Raw genomic sequence first — 14,427 nt, 5'->3', positions numbered from 1 at the left:
CATTAAACAATCAAAATTAGAGACAAAAACACCCTGAAATTTTAATCCCATTTATGGACATAGCCCCTTCTCTCTACAGTTTTTCCGTCAACAAAGACTCCTGCATCAGAGATCACACGCCCGATAACGGTTGCACCAACTTCCAGTGACCGGAGAATACTCTCCTCACATGTGAAAAGCAGACCAAAATCCCCTCCGCCGTAAAGCACATAGTCCTGCGGAAGAGTTTTTGGAAGTTTGCCTGAGTCAATCTCAAAACCGACCCCGTTTAAATCGGCAAGATCATAAAGCGAAAGTGCAAGGCCGTCTGACACATCCATCATGGACGAAACACCTGCTTTTGAAAGCTCTCTTCCCTCATAAACAAATGGCTTTGGTATAAGGAGGTAATCCCTGTACCTCGCATCACCGTCAAGAGCCGCCTGTGCATAGCCGGGATCACCAACAATGCAGACCAGATCTCCGGGCAGGGCACCCTTCCGGCCCGTATAATTTTCCTTTTCAACCCTTCCGATACCGGTTGTTACAATCGTAAGCTCGGAATGTGCGTCCACGTCACCCCCGATTAGGGAAGCCCCGTATTCATCACAGCATGCCTTTGCACCCTGCATTATGCCTTTGAGCCTCTCCGGCCTGTCAAGACCTGCGGCTAACAAAAGACCGAGAGGCACGGCACCGTCTGAAGCAATGTCGGATATGGTTACAGCGGCAGACATCCAGCCGATTTGCCAGTCTGTCATGCCTGTCGGGAAATCCGTTGTTTCGTGAAGCATATCAGTGCTGAGAATTATATAATCGTCACCAAAGGGAATTTTTGCGCAGTCGTCCTCAACGGTATCAGTGCCGATTATTCCCCCTATCATTTTCACAAGCTCCCTGTCATCCACGTCTTCTCGCCTCCACCTGTCTTTCACTTCTGTATTCCTTCACAATAGATTCAATCATCTCAAACTTCTTCTCCGTCTCATATGTTTCCTGGCGGGACTCCCACAAAGAGAGAGCCTTTTTGAGGTCCTTCATTTTAATTGTACCGATTCTCCCCCTCACCTTTACAGGGATCTCACGATCTGATATTATCGGTATTTTGAGATCCCTAAATGTATATTCAAGTTTTTTATCAAAACTGCCTGCAATCACTGCAGATACACGGGCATCATTAAGAATGGAAACAACTGCATTGCCCCATCCTTCCGTTCTGCTGACATACAAAATGTCACCTTCCGACACTCCAAGGTCATCTTCAAGAGCCCTTAGCCCCTCTCTTGTAAACGCAGGGATGATTTTGACCGGGATGAATTCACCGTCCATCTGAAGATCTGCAAACCTCTTAAGACGCGAGATCTGCATCACCAGCTTTTTGTTCCTCTTCTCCTCCTTTCGAAGATGCTTCTTTAAGGACTTCATCCCGGCTTCAAGCTTTGAAATCTCCCGGGATTTTTTCCTCTTTTCCGCCCGTTCTGACCTCTCGGATTTAAGCAGCTTATTTAGTCTTTCAATTTCAAGGTCCCTCTCTGACAACCCTGTCTCCAAATCCGATACATAAAGCCTCAGGTTTTTGACCATCCCCTCCAGATTCAGAACCTTTGATTCGTCAGGAGTTTTCTCCTCAAAAACTTCTCCGGCGGCGACAGGCTCCCCTTTCTTTTCGGGATATTGTAAAGGCGATATTTCAGAGAGAATCTGTTCTATTGAAAGTCCCCTGATTATCCCGGCACGTACAGTGTCCATATCATATCCGGGAGGAACACGCCTCTCAATACTCCTGAATTTGTTTTTGAAAAGTTTGTAAGCCTCAAGTGCGGCCGCAAGCGAATCCCTCTCATGATCGTTGTTAAAGGAATAGCCGGATGATATGCAGACTGCCGCCTTTTCATCCTGCGTTCTGTCTTCCCTTGGAGTATATGCTGCCGCCTTAAAGGCACGGCGGATTTTTTCAACCGATGAAGGCATACGGGATACATCAGAAGCCACAACAACAGGTTTCCCGACAGATGATATCTCCTCTATCCAGTCTGACAAAGACATCTGCCTTGAACTTTTCAGATGTACAAGGTTTCCTTCAAGATCAACCGCCGCAACGCCTACTGTTGTCCCGGGATCAATTCCTACAATCAGATTCTTCTTTTTCCCGCTCTGCGGTTTGTACTGAATCCTGTCAAGACGCTTTGCACTTACTCTTATCTGCACATCCGAATATGATTCATTGCTGACCGGGAGGTCGTCTTTTGCAGCAAAGACATGGAAATGAACACGCCTCATTCCTCCAAAACCCTTCGTTTCGGTTTTTTCAAACCGAAGGCCGCTCTCTTTTAAGGCATCCTCAACATATCTCCCCCTGTTAAGTACTGCCCCGTGAATTTTCCGGATATACCTGTTCTGGCTCCACCCGCCTTTCCCAATGGACCTGCTCCTTGAGACAATGATATCGCATGAGTTTTCAAACGCAATCACCTCACATCCTGCGCCGAGCTCTGCAACGTGTGCAATTGTCCGGGCCTCGACAAACGGGTCAAAACGGTTTTTGAATTTCAGATTGTAGCGGGCGGCAACGACGCCCAAAGTGTCCTTCTTCTCACCGCCAGTGACCTGAACAAGCCTGGTCTTTGGCGGAAGCGACTGCATAAACAAAAAAAGTTCCTGCTGGTTTTTTGAGATCTCCTGAATACTGTCAACCGCAAGAATATCTGGTTTTTCTGAAGAAACTATCCTTTGCAGACGGAAGAGGGAAACCTCTCCTTGATACACCTGCTCACCGCCTTCACGCTTTACAAACGCAAAGACAGGTCTTTTTGACTTTGAACGAACTGATCCCCTGATTATATCTATTCCAAATACCTTCAACCGACCACCCTTTTAAGGGCCTCCTCCACAGTGAACGATATTCCGTATTTCTTTGAAAAATAATTTACGATATTGTAGAGATCACGTTTCAGGATCTCATCTGCGTTTTCGTGGGACGGATCAATCCACTGCGGCCAGTCGATGATCCACACCCTCTCGTTGTCCACCATGACATTGAACTCTGAGAGATCATTGTGAATGTAACCTAAGCTATATGCAATCCTCATGTTTTCAAGGATTTCGTCAAGAACTTCATCGGGATTTTCCAAAACAGCCTGATTAAGATTGACGCCTGCAATAAAGGACATCGCAACTACATTTCTGTTGATCCCAACAGGAACAGGTACAGAAACTCCTCCCCTGTGAAGCTCTTTTAGCGCCTCAAATTCCCTGGTGGCAGATTCATTGGAGGCAAATATCCAGGGAAAGTGTTTCCACTCAGGCAGATAATTCCGGTTCAGCCTGACAGACTGAAACGACCGCTGCCCGATACGATGAAATTTAAGAACCACCACACCGACTCCGAGGGCCTCATAAACAGCAGACTCTTTCCCGACACCCAGAAGACATCCAAGAGCCTGAACAGTCCCCTTCTTTACAAGGGCATTTACCGCAAGGGTGTCGTAACCGTTGAAAACGAGCTGGTAGCCCTGGTAAGGCAGAGTGCTGCTCTTGACCATATTCTTGGCCATCAGGTGGCCGAGGCGGTAATTAAGTTCTGACATGGAAAGGTCAGCCGCCTCACGCAGTTTATCCTCGGGAACCCACTGATATCTCTTCATCAGCCTCTCAATGCCCTTTAAAATGCGTATTTCATACTTGTGGAGTGATCTTATATCGTCTGCGGAAACCGGCATAATTCTGTACATATTTTATCTGTTAAAGATGATATAAGTGAGTAAGATCATAACATGAAATGCTCAAAATGCAACAGGGAAGCAATATTATTTCAGAAGTATTCGGGCAGACACCTCTGTGAAGAGCACTTTATTGCGGATTTTGAATCACGGGCAAAAAAAACAATAAGACAGAATAAATGGCTCTCCCGCAATGACAAAATAGCTGTTGCAATGAGCGGCGGAAAAGACAGCAGTGCTGTTCTTTATTTTCTTAAAAAAGCCTTCGGCGAAAGAAGGGACATAGAGATCTTCGGGATCACAATAGACGAGGGGATAGAGGGTTACAGAGACCCTTCTGTTGTAATAAAAATCGCCGAAAAATACGGTGCAAAATGTTATACCACATCATTTAAGGATAACTTTAAAATCACGCTTGATGAAATCGTTGAAAAGAAGGGTGACAGAAATTCCTGCTCGTACTGCGGTGTCTTAAGACGACAGATCCTGAACAAATTTGCAAGGGAGCTTGGGGCGACAAAGATTGCAATGGGCTTCAATCTGGATGACGATGCACAGTCTGTAATGATGAACGTCCTGAGGGGGGATGCTGCAAGACTTTTGCATGATCAGAGCCCTAGAGAAGGGATGATTCCAAGGATAAGGCCTTTTTGTGAGCTCCCCGAAAGGGAGGTCGCATTATATGCACTCTTAAATGTTGAAAATTATGAGGAAAGGGGATGCCCGTACTCCCATAACGCCCTTCGTGCAGATGTCAGGGAGATGCTCAACGGATACAGTTACAGGCACCCTGCAACAAAATTTGCACTTTTAAATCTCAAAAAGGAACTCTCTAAAAGAGAAGAGGAGGAGAATACAAATACAAAAGTATGCCAGGTCTGCGGCGAACCGGTATTCGGCGAATGCCAGGTATGCAGGATACTAAGGGAGATTTTGTAGGATGAACAAAAGGGGACTGATCAGTTACTTAAGGCACTATTTCCTAAAAGACAGACTCCAGTTTTATTTTCAGCTCCTTATATTCCAGGTGGTCTTTTACACAATCCTTCTCTATTATTCAATACCTGTTCTGGAAGGAACAAGACTCACATGGGCCGAATCAGCCCTTTTTGTACTTCAGACCATGACAACGGTCGGTTATGACCTGCTGACGTTCTTCCCTGTACAGAACCAGCTTACGATCATTCTGACGATTATCATAATGTGCACCGGTGTATTCACATTTCTAATGATAATTCCGGCAGTTCTTGAGCCTTATCTTCAGGATATGCTAAAGCCGGTGGCACCTTCAAAAGTGCCGAGGAAAATACAGGGTCATGTCCTTGTTATCGGCTTTACAGAGATCTCAAAGTCTCTGATTGACAGCCTTCTTGTATCCGGCCTTAAAATCATTCTGGTGGACGATAACCCGAAAAATGCACTCTCGGCAATAAAATACTACAAAAATTACAAAAGGGATTTATTCGTTGTAAGTGCTGATTACGAAAAAAACGACACATGGACAGGAGTTTATGCAGATTCGGCAAGGGATGTCATAATCTGTGAGGACGAGAGGAAATCTGCAACCATAATCCTTGGAATCAGGAAAAAAACCACAGCCTCGATAACTTCAATAATAGACGATCTCTCATACGCACGATACCTGAAATACGCCGGGGCAGACCATGTATTCTCCCCAAAAGACTTTACAGGGAAGATAATCGCAAGGCATGCATCCTTAACGCCGGAAGTGGACATTATTTATCAGGCTTCTTTAAGGGACGGGATCAAAAAAAAGGACAGGTGGAAGGACCAGCTCAAATTTGTCTATATCCCGGTCACTCCGGACTGTAAAATCATAGGAAAAACCCTGAATGAGCTGAATCTTTTTGAAAATTATGGTGTTGACCCGGTTTTTATAATCGACAAGGACAATTTTTACATAAAAGAGAAGGAAAACATCAAAATACAGCGTTCAACCACCATATTCCTGTTGGGAAAAGCGGATGCAATATCAGAGCTTATAAAAAACGAACTTACGTGCCCTGCGAAAAATCCGGAAAAACTTGCTGTCATTGCAGGATTCGGTGATCTGGGCCAGGTTGTTTACAAAGAACTTAAGGAATCGGGAGTCCGTTCATATGTAATAGACCCGAAATCATCAGAACCTTTTGCAATTGCATCAAATGCAGAGGATGAATCAGCCTTAACCGAGGCACACATCGAAGAGGCCGAAGTGTTCATTGCAGCTGTAAACAGTGATGAGGCAAACATTTTCTCAACACTTCTTGCAAGAAACCTCAATCCGACCATACATATCCTTGCCCGTGCAAACAGGGCCTCAAATGTTGAAAAACTATATCGTGCAGGTGCCGATTATGTGGCACTTCTGCCAACTACAAGCGGGCAGATTGTAGCCGGGATTGTTCTTCACGGTATTGTTTCCGTCCTCCTGGACCTTCCCGGGAACAGAAAGGTTATTTTAAAGCACAACCACAGGGAAAAGGAAACCACCGTCGGCTGGTGCGAGAGAGTAACAGGTGCAAAAATAATTGCAGTCGAAGGCAGGGAAAATACGCTGTTAAGGCCGTCTGCCGATGATAAGATATTGAAGGAAAATGATGTTATTGCCTATGGCAGCATCAGGTCTATAAGGAAATTAATTGAGATTCTTTCAGGAGATGAGCAGAAATGACAATAAAATGCATTGGATGTGAATGTGAAAAGATAGAGCAGATGATCAGACATTCGGTATGGTCATCAGGCCGTCAGAAAATTGTAATAGGCCTCTCAGGCGGGATAGACTCCTCTCTTGCGGCAGCACTATGTTCCCGTGCAATAGGAGGAGAAAATGTGTTAGGGTTTATGCTCCCGTCAGGAGTGACTCCTGAAGAAGACATACAGGACGTAATGGAACTCTCGGAAAAATTTGGCATTTCATACGAGGTTGTCCCTATAAATCCGGTAATCGATGCATTTAAGCAACTGCCGGGATATGAGGACTCCCCCTATCTTACCGGAAACCTGATGGCAAGGATAAGGATGACGGCACTTTATTATTATGCCAACAAATTCTCGGCACTTGTGTGCGGCACATCAAACAAAACAGAGTATATGATAGGATATTCAACAAAATACGGCGATGATTCAGCGGACATCCAGCCGCTCCTGCACCTCTACAAAAAGGATGTGTACATTCTCTCAAAAGAAACGGGTGTTCCTGAATCAATAATTAAAAAGGCACCTTCTGCAGGTCTTTACCCGGGACAAAGCGATGAATCAGAGATTGGTTTTTCATATGAGGAGATCGACAATGCCCTGATAAACCTTGAAAATTCAGGATGGACGCCAAAATCAGAAACTGAAGAGAAAATATTTGAGAAAGTCAGGAATACAACACATAAAAGAAATGCACCTCCCAATCTTTTAAAACAGGAATAATTCCCTCATATAAAAAACGGGATGAAAACAAAATTTTCACATTTTTGTGGCTGGAAATCACAAATTGATTTTAATTAAAAATCAAATTTTGAAATTTATTTTTTCCAGAATAACCGGATTGTTAAGATATTCCAAAACCTCATCGTCACCGATTAAATCATATATTGACTGGTTGTGAAGAATTTTTAGTTCGGGAACTTCAAATGCATCAACAAAACGGATTTTTGGAACATCCCCATAATTTGGATTTTTCAAAAAGACATTCCCAAAAAGCTCGTAGTATGCCGCACCGTGGTTATGCTCATAGAATTCATATTCACTTTTAAAAGCGTCGGATACTATGTTTGCCATAACAAGAGTCTCATTCGAGGGATTTATTGTGACATGTCCGTAGCCCGGAGGTACCAAAACCACATCGCCTGTCTTTGCCCGGACCACAACAACATCCGACAGATCCCTTTTTTGAAGCAAAAAATGTGCCTCTCCGGAAATTACCTGGTATAATTCGGGAAATCCGAAACCGTCAGGGGCTTTTGGATGATAGTGCCCCTTTGTCTTGACATATTCATCCCCAAGAAGACAGGGGGGTATGACGGTTATGTCATATCTCAGGCATCGCGCAGAAAGCCATTCTTTGTCCCCCGGGTTCATGGAAAGGCTTCTGTACATGAAATAAAGGGTATTCTCTGCGCATGCATTAAAATCAGCAAGCACAGACCTCATATCTTCAACTGTCCGCTGCCCAGGTTTTGGAAGCGTCCCGTCCCAGAATTTCATCATTACTCATTCTTTCGACGTGACCATACAAAATACCCTGCACCGATAATCGCAAAAAGAACGACTGTCAGCACAATCGGATTTGTAAAAACCTCAAATCCCGAGCGGGGTGTGAGCTCAACCTGTGCCTTCATCGAGTCTGATATCTGACTGTTGTCAAGGGCATCACGGTAGCGGATTTCGGTGTCGATTCCGTATGTCTTAATCGTTGCCTCACTGTCAACCGAAACGTCATATACTCCGGTTGCAGTCTGTCCGGGCGCAAGATCGCCTAAAAATGCCGTGTCGTCGTTGCTTGTGAACGGATCAACCGCACTGATACGGGCAACTGCATTGTAGGCGGTTGCATCACCTGTATTTTTGTATTCAATAGTTATCTTGCCCTTCTGACCCGGGTGAATCTCACTTGTTTTTGAAACTGCCTCAAAATCAACCTTTCCACCGACATCAACACCAATTGTCACTGAATCAGAGGTTTTCTGGTCACCTTCAGAGTCCTTATAGTCGACTGAAACAAGAACAGGATAGTTCTTTGCCTCTCCGTTGTCTGAAACTGCCGCCTTGAATGTGACGCTCTTAATCTCACCAGGAGCAAATTCACCAACAAAGACGCTTGAATCAGTCGGCACTACCGCACTTCCGGGAGAACGGGTTATTTTGACAACGGAATCCTGACCGGTTTCATAACCTGTGTTCTTAACATCCATTGAGATGTAGCCTTCTGTTCCGACATTCATCGACTCCACAGCCACATTACCAACTTCAATATCCAGATCCGAGTTGATCTTTAACGGAAGGGCAATCTCAAGATTTACATCCTTGTAAAAATACCTGATTGAGTCGGTTCCAATCTGATCTGCGTTGTAGAGATATTTGTATTTCACAACTGTATCCAGATTGTATTCGCCCGGTGCCGCATTTTTGTCAACCTTGAGGTTGAACACGAGACTCTTTGTAAGACCGCCTGCAATATCACCAATCATCTGGGGATCACTTTTGACCGTTACAGGAGCATCACCGGATTCAAGTGTTACCACAACCATCTTTGCGGTGTCAGGAAGATCATCACGGTCAACAACTGATGACTGAATGATCTTTGAGTTTTTCAGACCGGAGTTCTGAACGATAATTGCTAGTGATACGTCATCCCCCGGATCAAATTCATTTGTACCTGAGATTGCAACACTGATGTCAGGTTCACCTGAAATATATTTTACTCCGGCCATTGCGGGAACTGCTGCAAAAGTGACACAAATAAAAAATGCCACCAGGATATTAGTTATTTTCATTAGTATACCTCTTTAGAAACTTCAACATTCCAATGTTGTTGTTTTTTTTGTAACAACATTTAACAACCCGAAGTATATATATGTATATGCCAATGGGAGTTCTAAGAGAAAACAAAGAAGAAGTGCTTGAAGCTTTAAAATCACTGGGCCTTACAAAATACGAAGCACTTGTTTATATCGCGCTTCTTCAGATTGAAAGTGCAACCGCAACCGAACTTCATGAAATTTCGGGGGTGCCACGCGCATCAGTATATCCTGTTCTGGACAAACTTATGCAAAAAAGCCTTGTTATCCTCTCTAATACAACACCAAAAAGGTTCAGTGCAACACCTCCCCATGATGCTGTCGGAAATCTTCTTGGTTCAATAGAAAAAAATGCGGAATTTGCAAAAACAGCCCTGAATAAAATATACAGTGAAAAGAAGAATATAATCACAGGAAACCAGGAATTTATCTGGAGTATTTTCGGGGACGAAAACATAAGAGCACGTCTTATAGAGATAATATCAGATGCAAAGGAAGAGATTAAAATGCTCTCCTACTGGGAATACATGAGAAAAGAGATTTTAGGCACGCTGGAAAATCTTGAGGAAGGGGTTAAGACCAGGATCATCAGCAACAACTGGGAAGGAGAAAAACCGGAAAATTTTGAAGTTACAATCTTCACAGACCCTCTGGGCCTTGATCTTGAAATGGAAGGTGAGGCTTCAGGCGTGTATATAATTGACAACAAAAAGGTCATGGTTGTGATGAACTCTCCTGACAAGATGACATCAGCACTTTATTCGGAGTCGGATGGTTTCATTCATTTCTTCCAGTCACACTGGCATTTTGTAAACACCCACATCACCGAGTCACATAACACAAAAATTCTGCCATAAAAAATATTTCAGGGTGCACGGGAGACAATTATACCAGTGAGAATTCCAAAATCACCCGGCAGTCTGTAATATTATAAAGGCTCACTACCATTTTTCCGACTTTTTTTCCGTACAATATAGAAAATGTATAGAAAATATAATTCATATCCAGATACTTATAGGATAATCAGATGTTCAAAGACAGGGCTGTTGATGCAATTGCAGGAATACTAAGGGCAGCATCATACGACGTTGAAGACGGAAACGACACAATTGATCTTACAGCATACAAAGGAGATGACTGTATTGTTGCAATGTGTTCAGATAATGCTGAAAAAATTGAATCATTCAACAGAACAAAATTCAAAGTCCAGACCGAAAGCGGAAGCGTTCTTTGCAAAAAAATTCTGTTCACGATGTTGAAAAATCCGGTTTGCGAAAACTGCATACACTGGGGGCATATGGAGCTTGCAAAGTATTCAGGTCAGGCAACCGTTGCAGACGTACTCGGTGAGGAGCTTGTTTTGGATTTTGAAACACAGGAAGCCGGACAAAAAAATTCACAGATTTCTTTTGAAAATACTCTGCCTCAGAATAATATTCAGGAAAATCTCACTAAGATTTCATGCCTGCCTTCACAGATGAATGATGACGAGGCAAAACTTATTGCCGGAATAAGGGGCGAGATTAAACACGTTTTTATCCCGCATTATATGTATAAATGCTCAAGTACAGGCGAAAAAAGATTCAAAAGTCATATTATTGACTTCAATTATGAAGATACCGGTCTTTTGAGTGCAATTTCCGGTGAAAAAACAGAAACTGATCCTGAAGAGCTTAAAAATAAAAAACCAGAGGAAAGGGGAATACCTGCGGGATCACAGATAATACAGCCAAAACTGAAAAAAAGCGATCTGAAAGATAAATTAAAGGACAATCTTTTTGAATCACTTAAGAAAAGTGTCCGTATTAGCAAATCCGAAGGTGACACCATATTTTATGAGGATATTGAGGTGGGCCCGGATAAAGAGAACATCTCAATTGAGATGGAACTTGTTTATCTTCCGGTAATACAGATTCGCGGAGATAAAATAGTGGAAGTAGACGGATTTTCAGGTGAAATCCTCAGGGAACCAATGGACGACGGTGTGGAGCTGTTATAAGCCGGGGACATTGTAATAAATGATAACTGTAATAGGAGGAGGCCCGTCCGGCAGGATGGGCGCAATACATCTCGCCCTTGCAGGAGAGAAAGTCAGGCTTATTGAAAAAAGAGGGGCACTTGGCGGACAGTGTCTTCACCAGGGCTGTATGGTAATCTGCGGGCTGAATGATGCCGCAAGAATAGTCACCGACTCAAAAAACCTCAGAAATCTCTCTGTTTTCAACACAGTACCGGAAGTTTCACTAAACAGTCTCTGGACCAGAATGAATAAGATACAGTCGGTAATTTCGGGAATTCTCGACAAAGAAACTATTGATGCAGGTGTTGAATTAATAAACGGCGAGGCATTTGTAGACGGCAGTAATATCACTTTAAACGGTGAAAAACTCGATACAGACAAAATACTGATAACAACAGGATCCAGGCCAATAATTCCGGAAATTCCCGGTATTCATCTAAAAGGCATTTACAATCCCCACAGCATTTTTTCACTAAAAGAGGTCCCTGAAAAACTCACAATAATTGGCGGCGGGGTAATAGCTTCTGAATATGCACAAATATTCTCAGCCTTTGGAGCAGAAGTCACAATGGTTATCCGCAGCAGTCTTTTAAGAGGCAAGCCTGATTTAATGAGGACTGCCGCATTCAAGGAACTCGGGGATGTCAATATCAGGGAATACACACTTTTAAAGGAAATCTGCGGCGAAACTCTGGTTGAATCAGTAAAAATATCGGGGAACGGAAAAGAAGAGGAAATCCCGTCTGATGCCGTTCTCATTGCCTCAGGTCTGAGACCAAACAGTGACTGCATAAAAGGCATTAAAAAGGGAGAATCGGGAGAGATTCTTGTAAACGAAAACTATGAGACAAGCGTAAAGGGCGTTTATGCCGCAGGGGATGTTACAGGAGCACCTTTTATGACACCTGTTGCAAGAATGGAGGGAACATCCGCCGCAAAATCAATCCTCGGTCAGACCCCTGAAAAACTCCCTTCATTCATCCCGCAGTCTGTAAAACTTCACTATGAGCATTCCTTTTGCAGAACAAACAATGATAATTCAAAGGCCGTCAGTCTTCCCGCACCATCGGGGCCGGGTTCGTTTTGGTCTGTCCCAAAAAGATACACGGGAAAATCATTAATCGAATACGAAAAGGACACAGGGAGACTTACCGGAATGTACCTCGGTGCACCTTCATCGGCACCGGTCGCGGCGTACATTGCATACATGATGGAAAAAGGAGCGAGTATTGCCGATTTTAACAGGTTCATTGAAGTCCATCCCTCTACCGACGGAATCTCAGTACTCCTCAAATATGCCGGTTATCTGGAAAATGGTGGGAAATAATTTGTTAAAATGTGGGGCTTCTCACCCGCTGCTTTTTAAAATCCCGTCTTTTCTTTTGCCCTGAAAACTTTCGGTTGAAAGAAATATTTAATTAAGTCATGGAAAAGATTATTCCATTTATTATTACATAATTTATTCAAATGTCTTTTGCCGCCAGTCTAAAAGATGAAAATCTGAAAACCTATATCGCAGGTGCAATAGTTATTCTGCTATTTTTAATAATGGAGATAACATATCAGGTTTTGTTTGAGAGCACCACTGTTGTGTTGTCACACTTATTCTATTTCCCTGTAATTATTGCATCATTTTTCTATCCTAAAAGAGGGGTGATAATCTCAACCCTGATATCCCTCATTTATATAATTCTGATATATGACATCGTTTACCCTGATTATTACGGAATAATATCTGCAACAATGCAGTTTTATGTTTACATAAGTCTCTCCGTTATTGTATCAATAATCTCTGCCAGACTCAAATCTGAAAAAATCAAATACAAAAGGATATTCAACTATTCCGAAGGCGGAGTCTTTGTAATAGAAAAAGAAACAGGAAAAATCCTTGAAAGAAATAAAAAATTCACTGACATGCTTGATGAATGGGGATTCCCACAGGCCATATCAGATATTTATGAAATATGCAATGAAAAGGGAAACATGAAGCAGATCTGCGAAAAAATTCACGAAAACGGCATAATCGAAAATTTTGAAATACAGATCAAAAACAACGGGGAATCTGAATATTACTGCCTGATATCAGGCTCAAAAATACCAAATAATACGATTGTTTTCACGGTAACGGACATCACCAAAAAAATAGTGGATTCAAAAGAGATAATGAAACTGAATGCACAGTTAAAAGAGGCAAATGATGAGGCAAACCTCTATATTGACATCCTGACGCATGACATAAACAATGCCAACACCGCTGCCCAGGGATATGCCGAACTTCTCTATGATGCCACAACAAGTGAAGCTGACAAACCGTTTTTTGAAAAAATGCTCTCAGGAATCAGACAGAGCAGCAACATAATAAGCAAAGTCTCAAAGATAAGGGATATTCACAAATCAGGGATTGTGTCCGAACCCTTTGATCTTGATTCATCAGTTAAAAGGGCAGTGGGAAAAATAAATCAGGGGCACAATATCACATACAAACAGACAGACCTCAGTGTAATGGCAGGAAAGTTCCTTGATGATGCATTTGAGTATATTCTGGAAAACAGTGTTGAATACGGCGGTGAAAATGTTTCTGTTTTTATTGAAACAAAGGATACCGGCAGTGATGCTGAAATAGTAATAAGAGATGACGGACCGGGAATTCCCGATAACCGGAAAAATAATCTATTCACACGTTTCCAGCCGGGAGTAGACAAAAGGAGGGGAAGAGGCCTTGGCCTGCCGCTTTGCTGGCATATAATAAACAGCTATGGCGGGGAGATCACTGCAAAAGACGCCTTTGCCGATGAAAACAGGAAAGGAACAAAAATAATAATTAAACTCAAAAAAGCGGCATGATGTTTTACCAGGGGTCTGCCCTGTTTTTTATTTATTTTAATTTTTAGTTCTTTTTCATCTGTGCATCAATCCATCCTGAAACCATTCTTTTGAGTTCTGCCTTGTCGATATTATCTGTCATATAGTATTTGAGATAAAACATGAAATCCTCAAGAGTCGGATTAACAACTTCGTTTAGGATCTCATCAGCCGATGCACCTTTTTTCTTCCTTGACCGATACAAAAGGAGTTCTTCCATATGCTTCATCTCACCGCAAAGCTCAAGAATTCCTTCCAGTGTGTATTTCTCTTCCTTCATATTAAAACAAAATAAAATTTTATTTTCTAAAGCCCATGTCCCTTACAATCGAAATAA

13 protein-coding genes are annotated in these 14,427 nt (G+C 42.7%); 7 read left to right on the top strand and 6 right to left on the bottom strand.

The features are described 5' to 3' along the window. Positions 1–41 precede the first annotated feature (41 nt). The 3 genes from thiL to F1737_RS00460 are packed head-to-tail and all read right to left on the bottom strand — an operon-like array spanning position 42 to position 3,698. On the bottom strand, positions 42–914 hold the full coding sequence (gene thiL, locus F1737_RS00470) for a thiamine-phosphate kinase (RefSeq protein WP_317136825.1): 873 nt from the start codon (positions 912–914) through the stop codon (positions 42–44). Then, the gene (locus tag F1737_RS00465; protein WP_317136824.1) at positions 880–2,841 is read right to left on the bottom strand and encodes a DUF460 domain-containing protein; all 1,962 of its coding nucleotides are present in this window, start codon (positions 2,839–2,841) and stop codon (positions 880–882) included. Before F1737_RS00465 ends, thiL begins: the two co-directional genes overlap by 35 nt. Beyond that, complete coding sequence (locus F1737_RS00460) at positions 2,838–3,698, bottom strand: serine/threonine-protein kinase RIO2 (protein WP_317137902.1); 861 nt, start codon at positions 3,696–3,698, stop codon at positions 2,838–2,840. Before F1737_RS00460 ends, F1737_RS00465 begins: the two co-directional genes overlap by 4 nt. A 54-nt stretch (positions 3,699–3,752) precedes the next feature. On the opposite strand from F1737_RS00460, the gene F1737_RS00455 reads away from it, so the two are divergent. From F1737_RS00455 to F1737_RS00445, 3 genes are read left to right on the top strand one after another with little or no spacing between them, the layout of a single operon-like run. Continuing rightward, positions 3,753–4,637, top strand: coding sequence for a TIGR00269 family protein (locus tag F1737_RS00455; protein ID WP_317136823.1), 885 nt, complete (start codon positions 3,753–3,755; stop codon positions 4,635–4,637). Between the two features lies 1 nt (position 4,638). Next, positions 4,639–6,372, top strand: a complete 1,734-nt coding sequence (locus F1737_RS00450) for a potassium channel family protein (protein WP_317136822.1) — start codon at positions 4,639–4,641, stop codon at positions 6,370–6,372. After that, positions 6,369–7,118 (top strand): NAD+ synthase, encoded by a 750-nt coding sequence (locus tag F1737_RS00445; protein WP_317136821.1) that lies wholly within the window; start codon positions 6,369–6,371, stop codon positions 7,116–7,118. Before F1737_RS00450 ends, F1737_RS00445 begins: the two co-directional genes overlap by 4 nt. A gap of 81 nt (positions 7,119–7,199) precedes the next feature. Here the strand turns inward: F1737_RS00445 and F1737_RS00440 are convergent, their stop codons facing one another. Continuing rightward, on the bottom strand, positions 7,200–7,898 hold the full coding sequence (locus F1737_RS00440) for a glucose-6-phosphate isomerase family protein (protein ID WP_317136820.1): 699 nt from the start codon (positions 7,896–7,898) through the stop codon (positions 7,200–7,202). Continuing rightward, positions 7,898–9,184 (bottom strand): COG1361 S-layer family protein, encoded by a 1,287-nt coding sequence (locus tag F1737_RS00435; RefSeq protein ID WP_317136819.1) that lies wholly within the window; start codon positions 9,182–9,184, stop codon positions 7,898–7,900. Before F1737_RS00435 ends, F1737_RS00440 begins: the two co-directional genes overlap by 1 nt. 86 nt (positions 9,185–9,270) lie before the next feature. Between F1737_RS00435 and F1737_RS00430 the strand changes: the two genes are divergently transcribed. The 4 genes from F1737_RS00430 (at position 9,271) to F1737_RS00415 (ending at position 14,072) form a co-directional block, all read left to right on the top strand. Then, entirely contained in the window at positions 9,271–10,065 is a 795-nt protein-coding gene (locus F1737_RS00430) for a TrmB family transcriptional regulator (RefSeq protein WP_317136818.1), read from the top strand. A 170-nt stretch (positions 10,066–10,235) separates the two neighbouring features. Next, positions 10,236–11,207 (top strand): hypothetical protein, encoded by a 972-nt coding sequence (locus tag F1737_RS00425; RefSeq protein WP_317136817.1) that lies wholly within the window; start codon positions 10,236–10,238, stop codon positions 11,205–11,207. Positions 11,208–11,226: 19 nt separating this feature from the next. Beyond that, entirely contained in the window at positions 11,227–12,555 is a 1,329-nt protein-coding gene (locus F1737_RS00420) for an NAD(P)/FAD-dependent oxidoreductase (RefSeq protein ID WP_317136816.1), read from the top strand. Positions 12,556–12,695: 140 nt separating this feature from the next. Next, positions 12,696–14,072, top strand: coding sequence for a sensor histidine kinase (locus F1737_RS00415; protein ID WP_317136815.1), 1,377 nt, complete (start codon positions 12,696–12,698; stop codon positions 14,070–14,072). Between the two features lie 43 nt (positions 14,073–14,115). Here the strand turns inward: F1737_RS00415 and F1737_RS00410 are convergent, their stop codons facing one another. Beyond that, positions 14,116–14,370: a hypothetical protein gene (locus F1737_RS00410; RefSeq protein ID WP_317136814.1), complete on the bottom strand. Its 255-nt coding sequence runs from the start codon at positions 14,368–14,370 to the stop codon at positions 14,116–14,118. Positions 14,371–14,427 lie beyond the last annotated feature (57 nt).

This window comes from Methanoplanus sp. FWC-SCC4, assembly GCF_032878975.1.
GTDB classification, from domain to species: domain Archaea; phylum Halobacteriota; class Methanomicrobia; order Methanomicrobiales; family Methanomicrobiaceae; genus Methanochimaera; species Methanochimaera problematica.
The sequence above is the reverse complement of the archived record's forward strand: the minus strand, read 5'-3'. Positions and strand labels throughout refer to the sequence as shown.